At 72.1% G+C, this 15,589-nt stretch carries 12 protein-coding genes; 5 read left to right on the forward strand and 7 right to left on the reverse strand.

What is annotated here, in order from left to right; translation table 11 throughout:
- The first annotated feature begins 493 nt into the window (after positions 1 to 493).
- Both ACFYXM_RS30100 and ptsP read left to right on the forward strand, forming a co-directional pair.
- A complete protein-coding gene (locus ACFYXM_RS30100) occupies positions 494 to 943 on the forward strand; it encodes a PTS glucose transporter subunit IIA (protein ID WP_389294082.1) in 450 nt (149 codons plus the stop codon).
- Between the two features lie 76 nt (positions 944 to 1,019).
- Positions 1,020 to 2,690 carry a phosphoenolpyruvate--protein phosphotransferase gene (gene ptsP / locus ACFYXM_RS30105; RefSeq protein ID WP_389294084.1) on the forward strand — a complete coding sequence of 557 codons (1,671 nt, stop codon included), beginning with the start codon at positions 1,020 to 1,022 and terminating at the stop codon, positions 2,688 to 2,690.
- Between the two features lie 105 nt (positions 2,691 to 2,795).
- On the opposite strand, the gene ACFYXM_RS30110 is transcribed toward ptsP, so the two are convergent.
- Positions 2,796 to 3,659: a hypothetical protein gene (locus ACFYXM_RS30110; RefSeq protein WP_389294164.1), complete on the reverse strand. Its 864-nt coding sequence runs from the start codon at positions 3,657 to 3,659 to the stop codon at positions 2,796 to 2,798.
- A 218-nt stretch (positions 3,660 to 3,877) separates the two neighbouring features.
- Entirely contained in the window at positions 3,878 to 5,854 is a 1,977-nt protein-coding gene (locus ACFYXM_RS30115) for an acetoacetate--CoA ligase (protein ID WP_389294086.1), read from the reverse strand.
- Positions 5,855 to 6,095: 241 nt separating this feature from the next.
- Here ACFYXM_RS30115 and ACFYXM_RS30120 point away from each other — a divergent pair, with 241 nt between their 5' ends.
- Positions 6,096 to 8,444: a glycoside hydrolase family 31 protein gene (locus tag ACFYXM_RS30120; RefSeq protein WP_389294087.1), complete on the forward strand. Its 2,349-nt coding sequence runs from the start codon at positions 6,096 to 6,098 to the stop codon at positions 8,442 to 8,444.
- 238 nt (positions 8,445 to 8,682) lie between these two features.
- Here ACFYXM_RS30120 and ACFYXM_RS30125 read toward each other — a convergent pair whose 3' ends face one another.
- Positions 8,683 to 9,270, reverse strand: coding sequence for an NUDIX domain-containing protein (locus tag ACFYXM_RS30125; RefSeq protein WP_389294089.1), 588 nt, complete (start codon positions 9,268 to 9,270; stop codon positions 8,683 to 8,685).
- A gap of 57 nt (positions 9,271 to 9,327) precedes the next feature.
- Between ACFYXM_RS30125 and ACFYXM_RS30130 the strand changes: the two genes are divergently transcribed.
- Entirely contained in the window at positions 9,328 to 10,134 is an 807-nt protein-coding gene (locus ACFYXM_RS30130; protein ID WP_389294091.1) for a M15 family metallopeptidase, read from the forward strand.
- Between the two features lie 115 nt (positions 10,135 to 10,249).
- Positions 10,250 to 10,603, forward strand: a complete 354-nt coding sequence (locus ACFYXM_RS30135) for an Mpo1-like protein (RefSeq protein ID WP_389294093.1) — start codon at positions 10,250 to 10,252, stop codon at positions 10,601 to 10,603.
- A gap of 302 nt (positions 10,604 to 10,905) precedes the next feature.
- Here ACFYXM_RS30135 and ACFYXM_RS30140 read toward each other — a convergent pair whose 3' ends face one another.
- From ACFYXM_RS30140 to ACFYXM_RS30155, 4 genes are read right to left on the reverse strand one after another with little or no spacing between them, the layout of a single operon-like run.
- The gene (locus ACFYXM_RS30140) at positions 10,906 to 11,511 is read right to left on the reverse strand and encodes an ATP/GTP-binding protein (RefSeq protein WP_389294095.1); all 606 of its coding nucleotides are present in this window, start codon (positions 11,509 to 11,511) and stop codon (positions 10,906 to 10,908) included.
- Positions 11,492 to 11,917 (reverse strand): DUF742 domain-containing protein, encoded by a 426-nt coding sequence (locus tag ACFYXM_RS30145; protein ID WP_389294096.1) that lies wholly within the window; start codon positions 11,915 to 11,917, stop codon positions 11,492 to 11,494. The genes ACFYXM_RS30140 and ACFYXM_RS30145 overlap by 20 nt, the downstream gene beginning before the upstream one ends.
- Positions 11,918 to 11,926: 9 nt before the next feature.
- Positions 11,927 to 12,370 (reverse strand): roadblock/LC7 domain-containing protein, encoded by a 444-nt coding sequence (locus ACFYXM_RS30150; protein WP_073790261.1) that lies wholly within the window; start codon positions 12,368 to 12,370, stop codon positions 11,927 to 11,929.
- Positions 12,367 to 15,285: a nitrate- and nitrite sensing domain-containing protein gene (locus ACFYXM_RS30155; RefSeq protein ID WP_389294098.1), complete on the reverse strand. Its 2,919-nt coding sequence runs from the start codon at positions 15,283 to 15,285 to the stop codon at positions 12,367 to 12,369. Before ACFYXM_RS30155 ends, ACFYXM_RS30150 begins: the two co-directional genes overlap by 4 nt.
- Positions 15,286 to 15,589 lie beyond the last annotated feature (304 nt).

Raw genomic sequence — 15,589 nt, forward strand, 5'->3', positions numbered from 1 at the left:
ACGCTTCCTTTGTACTCACCCCGACCTTCCGGTCCAGGCTTTCCTCCGGGCTTTTCCCTTCGGTCTTGCGTTTCCGACTCTATCAGACTCTTTCGTGTCCGATTCCCGGTCGAAGCGGGCCTCTGCAGAGCAGAATAATTCGCCTTCCAGATTTACGCTTTCGCGCTTTCCTCTTTCGGCGAGCCCGACTCTATCAGGCATTTTCCCTTTCCCTGACCGGCCCCCTGCGGACATGCGGGTGCCCATCCTGAAATGGAATCGTGCGTGAGGAGTCGTCACCGACCCCGAATCCATGTTGCATCGGGGCCAGGCGGAGGTATGACCATACAGGTGGGCCCAGGGCGAGGCAAATCGTCCCGGTGGCCGCTCAGGGTCTCGAACCGTCAGCACTCGGGCGGAATCGGAACTTCTTTTGACCTACGCTGCTGAACAGCACGCCGTCGTCCGCGAGCCGTGACGACGCCACCCGAGCCCCACCCCTGGGAGGTTCCCCATGACCGCTGTGACGTCGCCTCTTGCCGGACGTGCCATCGGGCTCGCCGCAGTGCCGGACCCGGTTTTCGCCGACGCGATGGTGGGCCCGGGGACCGCGATCGATCCCGTGCGTGAGCCGTCCGAGGTCGTGTCGCCGGTCGAGGGCATCGTCGTCTCACTCCACCCGCACGCGTTCGTCGTCGTGGACGGGCAGGGGCACGGTGTGCTCGTCCACCTCGGTATCGACACCGTTCAGCTCAACGGCGAGGGCTTCGAACTCCTTGTGAACAAGGGGGACACGGTCGCGCGCGGCCAGGGGATCGTGCGGTGGGATCCCTCGGGTGTGGAGGCGGCGGGCAAGTCTCCCGTGTGCCCGGTCGTCGCACTCGAGGCCACGGCCGATTCCCTTGCCGACGTCCGGGAGGACGGGGACGTGAAGACCGGCGACACACTGTTCGGCTGGCAGTGACGGACTCGGCGAAGTGACAGCGGACCGGATATCCACAGCGGGGGCACGGCCCACCGCACGACCGGGGACGGGTGAGATGGAGACAACGCTGCGAGGCGTCGGCGTGAGCCACGGGGTGGCGATCGGCCAGGTGCGTCATATGGGTACGGCCGTGCTCGAACCGCCGGCCAAGCAGATCCCGGCCGAGGAGGCGGAGCGCGAACAGGGGCGCGCCCGTCAGGCGGTGGAGGCCGTGGCGGCGGACCTGATCGCGCGGGGCAATCTGGCCGGGGGCGAGGCGCAGCACGTCCTCGAGGCCCAGGCCATGATGGCGCAGGACCCGGAGCTGATGGCCGATGTGGAGCGGCGCATCGCCGTCGGCAGCTCCGCCGAACGGGGGGTCTACGACGCCTTCGCCTCCTACCGGGCGCTGCTCGCCAATGCCGGGGAGTACCTCGCGGGGCGGGTCGCCGACCTCGACGACGTGCGCAACCGGATCGTGGCCCGGCTGCTCGGTGTGCCGATGCCCGGCGTGCCGGACAGTGACCAGCCGTACGTACTGATCGCGCGGGACCTGGCGCCCGCCGACACCGCGCTGCTCGACCCCGCGCTGGTGCTCGGTTTCGTCACCGAGGAGGGTGGGCCGACCAGTCACAGCGCGATCCTGGCCCGGGCGCTCGGTGTGCCCGCAGTGGTGGCCCTCCCCGGTGCCATCGAGCTGGCCGAGGGTGCTGTCGTCGCGGTGGACGGCAGCACCGGCGAGGTCTTCGTGGAGCCCGGCGCCGAGAAGCGTGCGGAACTGCGGAGCGCCGCCGCCTCGCGCAAGGCCGCGCTGGCCGCGTCGACCGGTCCGGGGGCGACCTCCGACGGTCACAAGGTCCCGCTGCTCGCCAATGTGGGAGGACCGGGGGACGTGCCCGCGGCGGTCGAGGCCGGTGCTGAGGGCGTGGGTCTCTTCCGTACCGAGTTCCTGTTCCTGGACGACAGCGAGCGGGCGCCGTCGGAGGAGAAGCAGTTCGCGGCGTACCGGGCGGTGCTCGAGGCGTTTCCCGAAGGGCGCGTCGTGGTGCGGGTGCTGGACGCCGGTGCCGACAAGCCGCTCGCCTTCCTGACGCCCGCGGACGAACCGAACCCGGCGCTGGGTGTACGCGGGCTGCGGAGCCTGCTGGAACACCCGGAGGTGCTGCGGACCCAGCTCACCGCGCTGGCGAAGGCGGCCGAGGGTCTGCCCGTCCATCTCGAGGTCATGGCCCCGATGGTGGCGGACCGTACGGACGCGAGAGCCTTCGCCGACGCCTGCCGTGAGGCGGGGCTGGGGGCGAAGTTCGGGGCGATGGTGGAGATCCCGTCCGCCGCGCTGCGGGCACGCTCGATCCTGCAGGAGGTGGAGTTCCTGTCGCTGGGCACCAACGACCTGGCGCAGTACACCTTCGCCGCCGACCGGCAGGTGGGGGCGGTGTCCCGGCTCCAGGACCCCTGGCAGCCGGCGCTGCTCGACCTGGTGGCGCTCTCGGCGGAGGCGGCCCGGGCCGAGGGAAAGAGCTGTGGCGTCTGTGGTGAGGCGGCCTCCGATCCGCTGCTCGCCTGCGTTCTGACGGGGCTGGGTGTGACGTCGTTGTCGATGGGCGCGGCGTCCATTCCGTATGTGCGCGCCGCTCTGGCCAAGCACACACTGGCGCAGTGCGAGCGTGCCGCCTCGGCCGCGCGTGCGGCGGACTCCGCGGAGGAGGCGCGGACGGCCGCCCAGGCCGTCCTGTCGGGCGAGTAGCCGCGCGCCGCGTACCGAGGTGAAGGGGCTCCCCGCCCGGTGAGTGCGGGGAGCCCCTTCGGTGTCCTCGCGCGGTGTGTCCCCGTTCCGGTGTTCCCTCCGTTCTCAGTGGTGTTCTTCCGGCTCGTCGGCTCCGAGGTCGAAGCCCGCGCAGTAGTCCACATGCGGCTCGGGGGCGACGGGTTCGCCGGTGTCGGCGTCGGTGCAGTAGGCGCTGAAGACCTCGCCCGCGGTGAGCGGAACCAGGCAGGCGCGGTCCAGGCGCCAGCCGTGGACGCGGTCCCGGGCGCCGGGATTGCTGGTGCGGAGCACGACTCCCCCGGGCTTTTCGAGGGCGATGCCTACGGCGAGGACGGTGACGAACTCGACGCCCTCCGCCGATTCGAGGCGAACGGGGCCCCCGGTGTCACGTTCGGCGTGGAGGACCGAGAGCAGGTGCTCGCCCGCCGCGGGCGCCGAGCAGACGAGGTGGTGGGTGCCCGGCCCCGCGGTCTCCAGCATGCGCAGCAGGAGATGGGAGGCCCGGTCGAAGGCGGCGCGGCCGATGTCCTGGCCGCAGTCCGCGCACTCCCCGAGGCCGGCCAGGGTCATCGTGGCGTACTCCCAGGTGGCCTGGCGGACGGCCCGGTCGACCAGGAGCGGGATCAGGTCGTCGATGCGCTGGCCGGTGTACGCGACGGTGGCTCCGGACGCGGCGACCTCCGCGGTGAAGCGGCTGCGGCTGGCGGGGGCGTCGGCCGCGATTCCGGACTCGGCGCAGAACTCCGCGTACTCCTCGGGGTCGAAGAGGGCGACCGTGGCGTGCCTGCCCTGTGCGGCGAGGGACTTGAGCAGGCCCTCGACCTGCTGGAGATAGACGGTGTGGTCGTCGAAGACGAAGGTGCGGTAGCGCCGCATCGCCGCGAAGTCCCGTTCGTCGGCCAGCAGGCCGATGGTGCTGGGGGCTTCGCGGCGCAGCATGCGGCGCATGGACGTCCCGGTACGGCCGCGGCTGCGGGGCCGGGCGGTGGCGACGGTCCTCTCCCGCCCCGGCCGTTCCTGCGCGGCCCTTTCGTGCGTGGTCCTCCCGGGCTCGGTCCCGCCGGGCCCGGTCCGCCGGATGTTGTTGTGGTGCGCCATGTGACTCCCCCAGTGCGCTGACGAACATTGCTCACTCAGAGTAATCAAGGGCACTGACAACGTGGCGCTCAGCGACGTCTGCGGGCGAGGTCCTCGAAGAAGTGGAGGAGTTCGAGGTTGTCGACGGAGCCGGGGTTGACCGCCTTGGCCAGGGCGGTTCCCTGCAGGAGGCGTTTGACCGGAACCTCGATGCGCTTGCCGGTGAGGGTGTGCGGGATGCCGGGGACCTCGATGACCTCGTCCGGGACGTGACGCGGCGAGAGGTTCTCGCGGATGGTGCGCTTGATGCTGTCGCGGAGGTCGTCGTCGAGCACGGCGCCCTCGGTGAGGTGGACGAACAGCGGCATCCAGTAGCCGCCGTCGGGTTCCTCGATGCCGATGACGAGGGATTCGCGGATCTCGGGGAGCCTCTCGACGGCCTCGTAGATGTCCGACGAGCCCATCCGCACGCCCTGGCGGTTGAGGGTGGAGTCGGATCGGCCGTGGATGACGACCGAGCCCCGTTCGGTGATCGTGATCCAGTCGCCGTGACGCCAGACGTCGGGGTACATGTCGAAGTAGCTGTCGTGGTAGCGGCTGCCGTCGGGGTCGTTCCAGAAGCGGATCGGCATGGACGGCATGGGTGCGGTGACGACGAGCTCGCCGACCTCGCCGACGAGCGGTTTGCCTTCGGGGTCCCAGGACCGCAGGTCCGTGCCGAGGCAGGGGGCCTGGAGCTCGCCGATGTGTACGGGAAGGGTGGGGACCGCACCGGCGAAGCAGCTGCACACGTCCGTTCCGCCGCTGATGGAGGCGATCCACAGGTCGTCGCCGACCTCGTCGTGCAGCCAGCGGAATCCGTCGGGCGGGAGCGGGGATCCGGTGGTGGCGACGCACTGGATTCGGGAGAGGTCGAGGTCGCGCCCGGGGTGGATGCCGGCCTTGCGACAGGCCATCACGTAGGAGGCGGAAGTGCCGAAGAGGGTGGCTCCGGTCTGTTCGGCGACCCGCCACTGGGCGCCGATGTCCGGGAAGCCGGGGCTTCCGTCGTACAGCACGAGCGTGGTGCCGGTGAGCAGGCCGGAGACGAGGAAGTTCCACATCATCCAGCCGGTGGAGGTGTACCAGAAGAACCGGTCCTCGGGGCCGAGGTCGCAGTGCAGGCCGATCTGCTTGAAGTGTTCGAGCAGGATGCCGCCCTGGGACTGGACGATGGCCTTGGGGAGTCCGGTCGTACCTGACGAGTACAGCACCCACAGCGGATGGTCGAAGGGCACTGGCTCGAAGACGGGTTCCGTGTCCGCGGCGGTGAGGGCGGACCATTCGAGCGCGCCGTCCGGGGCGTCCGTGCCCAGGAGCGGGATGTGGACGACGGCGCGCAGGGTGGGGAGTTCGCGGCGCAGCTCGGCGACCGTGTCGGCGCGGTCGTACTCCTTGCCGCCGTAGCGGTAGCCGTCCACCGTGAACAGGACGACGGGTTCGACCTGTTGGAAGCGGTCGAGGACGCTGCGGGCGCCGAAGTCCGGGGCGCAGGACGTCCAGACCCCGCCGACGGCGGCGGTGGCGAGGAAGGCGATGACGGCCTGGGGAATGTTGGGGAGGTACGCGCCGACCCGGTCGCCCGGCCGGACGCCGAGGGCGCGCAGTTCGGCGGCGAGGGATCCGACCCTGCGGCGGAGTTCGGACCAGGAGACCGCGGCCTGGGTGTGGGTCTCGTCGACGTGGAGCAGCGCGGGGGCGTCCGCGCGCGAGGGGTCCTCGGCGGCGCGCAGGGCGTGTTCGGCGTAGTTGAGGGTGGCGCCCGGGAACCACTGGGCGCCGGGCATGGTGCGGTCGCCCAGGACGGACTCGTACGGGGTGGAGAACCGTACGTCGAACCAGTCGGCGACGGCCTTCCAGAAGGTGTCGAGTTCCTCGACGGACCAGCGGTGCAGTGCCGGGTATCCGCCTTCGGCCGGGGCTCCGTAGCGCCCCGCCGCCCAGTTCTGGAAGCGGGTGACGGCCGCGGCGGCGACGCGGTCGGGGCCGGGCTGCCAGAGCGGGGTCTCGTCGGTTGCTGCGGTCATGGGCTGCTCCCTGACTGTACGGATACGCGGGGCGGGCTTGGGACGCGCACACGTGCCGGGGTGTGCGCGTGAAGCGGCCGTTACGGACGATGCCATGTGATCGTCGTTCGCACCAGGGTTCACCGCACATGCTCCGGTGTCCGCACATGTGGGCCGACCACGGGTACGCGCGGGCCGATCGCGGGTGAACGGAAGTTGAACGGGGCCCGCCCCCGGTCCGTCGGGTGGCAGGGTGATCCGCATGGATGGTCGTGACCTGGTGCGCTCGGTGAAGTTGGTCGGTTCGGCGCGGGGGCTGCGCATGGTGCGCGCAGCCGTGCGCAGGCGGAACGCGGACGCGCGGGCGCTGCCGCGCCGTGGTGCGGAGCGGGCGCGGGTGCCGGGGCTCGTGGTGGGCGCGGAGCCGGGGCCGGGCGGGGGCGTGGTGCGGTTCGCGCGGTCGGAGCTGCGGGTCCGGGTGACGGTGGGCGGCGCGGTGTTCTGGAGCTGGGACGGGGCCGATCCGCTGCCGTCGTACGCGCTGGCCGGTGCGGCACCGGAGGCGGATCCGCGGGCCCGGCTGGAGCCGGACACGGAGGACGGCTGGCAGGTGGTGTCGGAGCGGCTGACCCTCGCGGTGTCGCGGCACGGGGCCGTGGAGCTGCGGACGCCGGGCGGGGTGATGCTCCGGCGCGAGCTGCCGCCGCGCTGGTGGGAGCCGGTGGCAGGGGGAACGGCCCGGTGGGTGCAACGGTCCGAGGTGCCCGCGGACGCCCGGTTCTTCGGGCTCGGCGGGCGGGCCTCGGGGCCTCGGCTGCGGGACGGGGTGTACCGGCTGTGGAACACCGATCCCGGGGGGCGGTTCGGGCCGGAGGACGATCCGTTGTCCCTGACCATGCCGGTGCAGCTGGTGGTGTCCGACACGGGGACGCATCTGGTGTTCCACGACAACAGCTGGTCGGGGCGGGTGACGCTGCGCGAGGGCGAGGAGGGCGCGGGTTCCGGCCATGACCGTCCGGGCACGTGCGAGGTGCGGATGGACGGCGGGCCGCTGCGGTGCTGGGCGACGGCGGGTACGCCGGCCCGGGTGCTGCAGAGCTGGACGGCGCTCACGGGCGCCCCGGCGCTGCCGCCGTCATGGGCGCTCGGTCCACAGCACGCCCGTTGGGGGTTCGGCGGCGAGCGGGAGGTGCGGCGGATCGTCGCCGGGTACCGAAAACGGGAGCTGCCGCTGTCCGCGCTGCATCTGGACATCGATCACTTCGACGGAAACCGGGTGTTCACCGTCGACCGGGGACGTTTCCCGGATCTGCCGGGGCTGGCGGAGGAGTTGCGGGAGAAGGGGGTCCGGCTGGTGTCGATCGTCGATCCCGCGGTGAAGGCGGAACCCGGGTACGCGGTGTTCGACTCGGGCACGGAGGTCGGCAGCCGTGGGGCGTTCGTGCGGGACGCCCGGGGGCGGGTGGTGCGCGGAGAGGTGTGGCCGGGTGAGTGCGTGTATCCGGACTTCACCGATCCGCTGGTGCGGGAGTGGTGGGGCGGGCTGTACGAGGAGCGGCTCGAGCAGGGGTTCTCCGGGGTGTGGCACGACATGAACGAGCCGGTGTCGTTCGCGGCGTTCGGGGATCCGACACTGCCGCGGTCGGCGCGGCACTGCCTGGAGGGCCGCGGTGGGGATCACCGCGAGGCGCACAACGTGTATGGGCTCGCCATGGCGCGTGCCGGTCACGAGGCGCTGCGCCGGCTGCGGCCGCGGGAGCGTCCGTTCCTGTTCTCGCGTTCGGGCTGGGCGGGGATGCAGCGGTACGGGGGCACCTGGTCCGGTGACGTGGCGACCGGCTGGCCCGGGTTGCGGGCGTCGCTGGCACTGGTGCTGGGGCTCGGGCTGTGCGGGGTGCCGTACTCGGGGCCGGACGTGGGCGGGTTCGACGGGTCCCCCTCGCCCGAGTTGTATCTGCGGTGGTTCCAGCTCGGTGCCTATCTGCCGTTGTTCCGGACGCACGCGGCGATCGACGCGGGCCGGCGGGAGCCGTGGGAGTTCGGGCCGCAAGTGCTGGAGTACGCGCGGGCCGCGCTGGTGGAGCGAGAGCGGCTGAGGCCGTACTTCGAGACGCTGGCGGGGCTGGCCGCGCTGACGGGCGCGCCGTACGTGCGGCCGCTGTGGTGGGGGGCGCCCGGGGAGCGCGCGTTGCGGGACTGCGAGGACGCGTTCCTGCTGGGGGACGCGCTGCTGGTGGCGCCGGTGCTGGAGCGGGGCGCGGACCGCCGGGCGGTGCGGCTGCCGCGGGGGCGGTGGTACGACACGGTGACGGGTGAGGTCCACGAGGGGCCGGGGCAGGTGTTGCTGGACGCTCCGCTGTCCCGGGTGCCGGTGCTGGCGCGGGCCGGTTCGGTGCTGCCCGTGCGGGGTGCGGACGGGGAGGTGGAGCTGGAGGTCTGGGCTCCGGCGGCGGGACGCACCGGCGGCGGGCTGGTGGTGCCGGACCCGGGCGACGGCCGGGAACGGGCGGATGTCGAGCGGTACACGACGAGGCTGGTGGACGGAAAGGTCGTGGTGGAGCGGGAGGGGGCGGAGGGACCCGGCCGCCCGGTACGCGTGCGCGGCGCGTAGGCCCGGGGCGCGCGACGGGGCGAGCACGCAGTGCCGGGGCGCGCGGTCGCGGATGCCCGGTGCCGCAGCGCGCGGTCGCGGATGACTGGTGCCGGGGCGCGCAGCAGGACGGCTCGGAGTACCGGAGCGCGCGGTCACGGAGGCGTGATGCTCGGACGCACGCCGGCGGACGGGGGGCACCGGCCGTGGTGGCGGGCCCGGGGCGCGCGATGACGGGGCGCCCCGCGGGGTCGTCCGGTCAGTGGTAGCCGCCCTCGAACCACGACCGGGCGGCGAGCGTGTGCAGGGGGAAGGCGAGCTCGGTGGGTGCGCCGAGCACGTGGAAGCCCGTGGTCTCGTCGGTCGGTACAGAGGGCGGGAGGGCGGCTTCGGGGCGTGCCGGGAGGAGCCCGAAGAGGAGCAGGTGGCCTTCCGGGTCGCTGAGGGCGTCGGCGAGCCGGACGTCCCCTTCGTCGGCCTCGATACCGGTCTCCTCACGGAGTTCGCGCACCACGGCGTGCTTCCAGTCCTCGTCGTGGTCGATGAAGCCGCCGGGGAGCGCGACCCCGCCGAACTGCGGCGCGATGGTCCGGGTGATCACGACGAGGCCGGTGCCGTCGCGGCCGGTGACGGGGAGCAGGGCCACGGCGACCGGCAAGGGGTTGCGGTAGGCCGTGTCCCCGCAGGCGGCGCAGGTGCGGGGCCAGTCGGCCGGGGCTGCCGGGGCTGCCGGGGCTGCCGGGGCTGCCGGGGCTGCCGGGGCTGCCGGGACGGCGTACGGTGCGCCGCACGTGGCACAGTGGGAGCCCTTGACCGGCTTCTGCGGATGATTCGTGAACGCGGACACGCGCGGACTGTATCCGATCCTCTGTCGCGCTCTCCCCCGTTCCAGGATTATGTGCCCATGACAGGTATGGGTTCCGCCTTCCGTGTCCTGGTGACCGCTGCCGCCGCCCTGCTCGCCGTCACCGCCACCGCCCCGGCGGCCCGGGCCCGGCCCGAGCCGAAGGCCCCCGGCGAATTCGTCGCGCTCCGCTCGGTCGACCCGACGATCATCCAGGAGATGCGCTACCCCACCGCCCACACCTTCATGGGCGTGCCGGTGGACGGCTACCGCGAGCCGCTCTGCATCCTGACGCGTCCCGCGGCCCGGGCCCTCCACCGCGCGCAGACCCGGCTTCTGCGCCGGGGCTACTCCCTGAAGGTGTACGACTGCTACCGGCCGCAGCGGGCGGTCGACCACTTCGTGCGCTGGGCGAAGGACCTCGACGACCAGACGATGAAGGGCGAGTTCTACCCCCGGGTCGACAAGTCGCGGCTGTTCGCGGACGGGTACATCGCGGAGAAGTCCGGGCACAGCCGGGGCAGCACGGTGGACCTGACGCTCGTGAAGCTGCCCGCCGCACCGGCCGGCCCGGACGAACCCGGCCGGTGGAACGTGCCCTGCTACGCACCGCAGGACGAGCGCTTCCCGGACAGCTCCGTGGACATGGGCACGGGTTTCGACTGCTTCGACACGCTCGCCCACACCGACGACCCGCGGGTCCAGGGGGCGCAGCGGGCCAACCGGCAGTTCCTGAAGCGGACCCTCGCCGAGGCCGGATTCGTGAACCTGGCCGAGGAATGGTGGCACTACACCCTCCGGGCGGAGCCGTTCCCGGACACCTGCTTCGACTTCCCGGTCGCGAGAAGGTCCATGGCGGGGCACTGACACGCGGACGGGAGGGAGCGGCCGGGACCACCCCCGCGGGTTCCGGCCGCCCCTCCTCCCCCTCCGACGCGTCCGGGCCGTTTCCGGTTGCCGTCCGGGCCATTACGGTGCCCGTATGTCACAACAGGAGTTCGATTCGTACGAGGAATTCTGGCCCTACTACGTCGCGATGCACTCCAGGGCCGCGACCCGCTGGGTCCATCTGACCGGGACCCTCACCGGTCTCGCGGTCGCCGCCTACGGCCTGGCGCGGGGACGCAAGAGGTACGCCGCCGCGCTGCCGCTGATCGGCTACGGGACAGCCTGGCCAGCCCATTTCCTGATCGAGAAGAACAACCCGGCCACGTTCGGGCACCCCGTCTGGTCGCTCCGCGGTGACGTGCGGATGATCCGGACGATGCTGGCGGGACGCGACCACGAGCTGGCGGAGACCGCCGCCGAGTGGCTCGCCGTCAACCGTCGGCCGTGACCGCGGGCGGCGGTCTTCGCGGGGTGCCGGACGCCGCCCTGTCCGGCCCTCCGGCCGAGCGACGGGAAGACGTTGCCGGGAGCGGTACCAGGCCGTGTCGTCGAAGTGCCGTCGTCCGGCCGGAGACCGGGCCGTGCGGCGTCCGGTGCTTCCCCGAGTTCTCGGCTTCGCTCGAACAGGGGAGACCCCATGGACCGCAAGGCGGAGGACCGTCCGCGTACGGGACGTACGCGGGTGATGCGACAACGCCGCGAGGTGCCGTGCCGGGCGTCGCGAGCCGGTGAACCTTCCCGGTCACAGCACTATGTTGTCGCGGGCTCGCGCGGGCGCTCCACCCGGTCCGCCGCGTGCTCGACGACCGTCACCAGCGCGTCCCGCGCGGAGGAGCGGTCCCGCGCGTCGCACATGAGCACCGGCACCTCGGGGTCGAGGTCGAGCGCCGCCCGAACGGTCGTGACGGGGAAGACGTCGGCGCCCTCGAAGCAGTTCACGGCGACCACGAACGGGATCCGGCGTCGCTCGAAGTAGTCGACCGCCGCGAAACAGTCCTCCAGGCGTCTGGTGTCCGCGAGCACGACCGCCCCCAGCGCCCCCTGGGCCAGTTCGTCCCAGAGGAACCAGAACCGGTCCTGGCCGGGGGTGCCGAACAGGTACAGCACCAGGTCCTCTCGCAGGGTGATGCGGCCGAAGTCCATGGCCACCGTGGTGGTGGTCTTCGTCTCCACCCCCGCCACGTCGTCCACGGGACGGCCCGCCTCGCTGAGCCGTTCCTCCGTCCGCAGCGGCCGGATCTCGCTGACCGCGCCGACCAGAGTCGTCTTGCCCACGCCGAAGCCGCCCGCCACCAGGATTTTCAGGGTGACGGGATCGACGGGCCGCTTGCGGCGGCTAGAGCGCCCGAAGGCCATTGATCACCTCGCGAAGAATGCTCACGTCCGGCAGCTCGGCCGGCGGAACGGGACGGGTCACGTGCACGAGTTCGTCCTCGACGAGGTCCCCGACCAGGACCCGGACCACCCCCACGGGGAGGTCCAGGCCCGCCGCGAGCTCGGCGATCGACTGGGGCGTGGCGCTGCACAGCTCGACGATCTCCACGTGTTCCGGGGAGAGCGTCTGGTCACGGGCGGGGGCGTCGGCCGCGGGTTCGGGGACGACGACCGCGATCAGGTCGAGCCGATGACGGGAGGCGCTGCTGGTGCGCCCGCGGGTCATCGCGTACGGGCGGACCACGGGTCCCGCCTCGGCGTCGTACCAGCGTGACGTCTGCGGGCCCGTATGCGGTGCCGGGGGTCCCAAGGAGGAATCAGCGCTCATGCCGTCCGTTCACCCCCCGGCGGTCTGACCGGTCGTCCGGGGCGCGTTGGCCAGGTGGGCGCCGACGCGCTTGACCATCAGCGTCATCTCGTACGCCACCAGGCCGACGTCGGAGTCGGCGTCGGCGAGCACGGCGAGGCAGCTGCCGTCGCCCGCCGCCGTGACGAAGAGGAACGCCTCGTCGAGTTCGACGACGGTCTGGCGGACCCCGCCGGCGTCGAAGTGGCGTCCGACGCCCTTGGCGAGGCTGTGGAAACCGGAGGCGACGGCCGCCAGGTGTTCGCTGTCCTCGCGGGTGAGTTCCTCGGACGTGCCGGTGGCGAGACCGTCGCTGGAGAGCACCAGTGCCTTGCGGATGCTGGCGACGCGTCCGACGAGTTCGTCCAGGAGCCAGTTGAGCCGGCCGGAGCCCCGGCGTTCGGTGGTGGTTGCTACGGCGTTCGGTGCGGTCATCGACCGTCCCCTTCGGAAGTGGTTCCTTGTGCTGTGTCACCGGGACCGGTCATGTCCTCGGCGTTCTGCCTGCGGCCGCGCTGCCAGCCGCGTTGGAGCGAGGCCATGCGGTCACGCACCTCGTCCGCGTCGCGTTCGAAGTCCCGTGCCGGTCCCGTCCGGGCCGGTCCGGCGTCGCGACCGCCGGTCACCTCGCGCAGTTGCGGGGCGAGGCTCGCCTGCCGGATGCGGCGGGGCAGACCGCCCACCGTCTCGCGGGGCGGTCGGGAGGCCGTCGCGCCCTCGCCCCCGGCGGCCGAGGCCGGGGCGGGCCCGGCGGATTTCCAGGGGCCCGCGGACTCCCGGGGTCCGGCGGTGTCGTGCGGTGCGGCGGAATCGCCGGCCCCGGCCTCGGAGAGCCACGGTCCGACGGCGGCCGGTCTGGTCGCACCGTCGGTACCCGGGTTCCTGACGCCCGGTGCCCCGGCGACCGGGCCGCGGTCCCCGCTCCGGCGGGGCGGGGAGCCGTGCTCGGCGGTGACGGGGTGGGCGCGCCCCGCCTCGCCGACCCGGCGCCCGTTGTCGGCGACCAGGGTCGGCGGTTTACGGCGGGGCAGCGGCACCGGTCCGGCGGGGCGCCCCGCCCGCCCGCCGCCCGCGGCGTCGCCGGGCCGTCCGGACGCCTGCCGGTGCGGTTCGCGGTCGCGCCCGAGGTCACGGGCGCGGAAGATGCCGCCGCACTCGCTGTCGGCGTCGTCGAGGTCGGCCGCTCCGCTCAGCACCGGATCGAGCAGGGGGTCGTTCGCCAGGTCCGCCGTCTCCACCGGGCCCTCGAGCTCGACCGGCCCGTCCAGCAGGACCGGGTCCGCGATGCCCGCGGGTACCGGTACGAGGCCCGGGGACCTTCCGGTGGCCCGGCGGTCCGGCGCCCCGTCCGACCGGTCCTTGCCGCCGCCCGGCCCCTGGCGGCCGGACGTCCTCGTGCCCGTGGCCGTCTCCTCGGAGCGCCGGTCGAGACGGAAGCCGGCGCCGTGCGTCTCGGGTGCGTCGGTGAGCAGCGCCCCCGGGATGAAGACGACCGCGGTCGTGCCTCCGTACGGGGAGGTCTGCAGCGAGACACGGACGTTCTGCCGCTGGGCGAGGCGGCTGACCACGAAGAGGCCGAGCCGGTCGGTGTCCGACAGCTCGAACTCGGGAGTCTCGGCGAGCCGCAGGTTCGCGTCGAGGAGGGCGTCGGGGGCCATGCCGAGGCCGCGGTCGTGGATCTCGAGCGTGAAGCCGTTGGAGACGCGTTCCCCCAGTACCTGCACCGCGGTGTGCGGGGGCGAGAACACGGTGGCGTTCTCCAGGAGTTCGGCGATCAGGTGGGTGAGGTCGGCCACGGCGGGGCCGCTCACACCGATGCGGGGCAGCCGGCGGACCTCGATCCGCTCGTAGTCCTCGACCTCGGCGACCGCTGCCCGTACCACGTCCATCAGCTGGATCGGTTTGCGCCACTGGCGGGACGGGGCCGCACCGGAGAGGATCACCAGGCCCTCGGCATGGCGGCGCATGCGCGTGGTCAGGTGGTCGAGGCGGAACAGGTCCGCGAGTTCGTCGGTGTCCTCGGTGCGGCGTTCCATGGCGTCCAGGAGCGTGAGCTGCCGATGCAGCAGCACCTGGTTGCGGCGGGCGAGGTTGACGAAGACCTCGGACACACCGCGCCGCATGTCCGCCTGCTTGACGGCGGCTTCGACGGCGGCGCGTTGCAGGGTGTTGAGTGCCTGCCCGACCTGGCCGATCTCGTCCCGTTCGTACTGGAGACGCGGTGCCTCGGTCTCGACATCGATCTGTTCACCGGCCGCGAGTCGGCGCATCACGCTCGGCAGCCGGACTCCGGAGACGTCGTGGGCGTCCTTGCGCAGCCGGGAGAGGTCTCGGATGAGCTCGCGGCCGATGCGCACGGAGACGAACACCGAGGCCAGCAGGGCCAGGAAGCCGAGGACGCCGGCCACCCCGGCCTTGATCAGGACGCTGTAGCCCGCGGGCTTGCCGCGGTCCTGGAAGCGGTCGTTCATCTCGGTGGAGTCGGTGGCCAGCCGGTCCAGGACCGGTGTGGCCACCTCCTGCCAGCGCTCGGCGTCGACCACGCGCGGTTCGTCGGTGGGACCGGCGTCCAGGAGTGCCTTCTCAGCGGTTCTCAGCGCTTCGCTGTCCGGGCTCGACCAGTACCGCACCACCCGTTGGCGTTCCGCCGACGGGAGCATCTCGCCGTTGATCTCGTAGAGCAGTCCGCGGTTGGCGACGAGATCGGAGACCTGGCGCAGTTCGGTGGCGGTGATCCGCCCGGCGATGAGTGACGAGGCGACCAGCGCGTCTTCCCGGGAGAGCATTTCGCGGGCCCGTGAGATACCTACCAGCGCGCGGACCTGCTTGTCCATCGACACGTTCTCCATCGTGCGAAGACCGGTCAGAAAGCTGTGGCAGGGATCGACGAGTCGCCCGTAGAACTCCATCGCCTTCGAACGGTCGATGGTGCGCCGGTCGACCGATTCGCGGAGCGCGCCGAGGCCCTCGGCCGTCCCGAGAAGGGAGTTCAGCCGGGTCTCGTCGTCCGTCCGCAGAGCGTCTCGGACGTCCTCGCGTCCCGCGCTGTCCCTGACCTCCGTCAGGGCGCGGTCGGTGGCATCCCGTTGGCGCCGCAGCAGGGTCGGCCCGTCGGAGGTCCTGGGGTCGGCGAGGAGGACGAGTGTCTGACGGCGCTCTTCCTGGAGGGCGCGGACGGTGTTCTCCAGAGGATGGCCGACCTTTTCCACGACGGTGTTCGCGCGCATCAGATGACCGGCTTCACGCCCTGTCAGAAATGTGGCGAAACCCCAGAGTCCGGTGAGGGAGAGGAGGGGCACCAGCAGCAGTGCCACGATCTTCCTGCGGATGGACTTCCCGCGAAAGCGCACGGCCTCCCCCAGCCCGACCCCACGGGGCGAGGGGTCGTGTTCCGTCAACAAACGGCGCGAGCCTACTACCGACGGGGAGGCAACTCGAAGGGATGTCTGGGATGTTTTTCAGCCGCGACCCCGGTGTTGATCACACGTTCTCCCGGTATTCCGGACCGTGAATTTCGCGAAAGCGGCAGAAGAGCCCCGTGGAGGCATCACACTGTCGGGGAGGTCAGTTGGCTGGAAATTTTCGCTCGATGACGGATCGGGGGAATTTTCCCACCCTGTCACTCGTCTCCCTGTACGGGGCAGGGGAAACAAC

This window comes from Streptomyces sp. NPDC002476 (genome assembly GCF_042889785.1).
GTDB lineage: Bacteria > Actinomycetota > Actinomycetes > Streptomycetales > Streptomycetaceae > Streptomyces.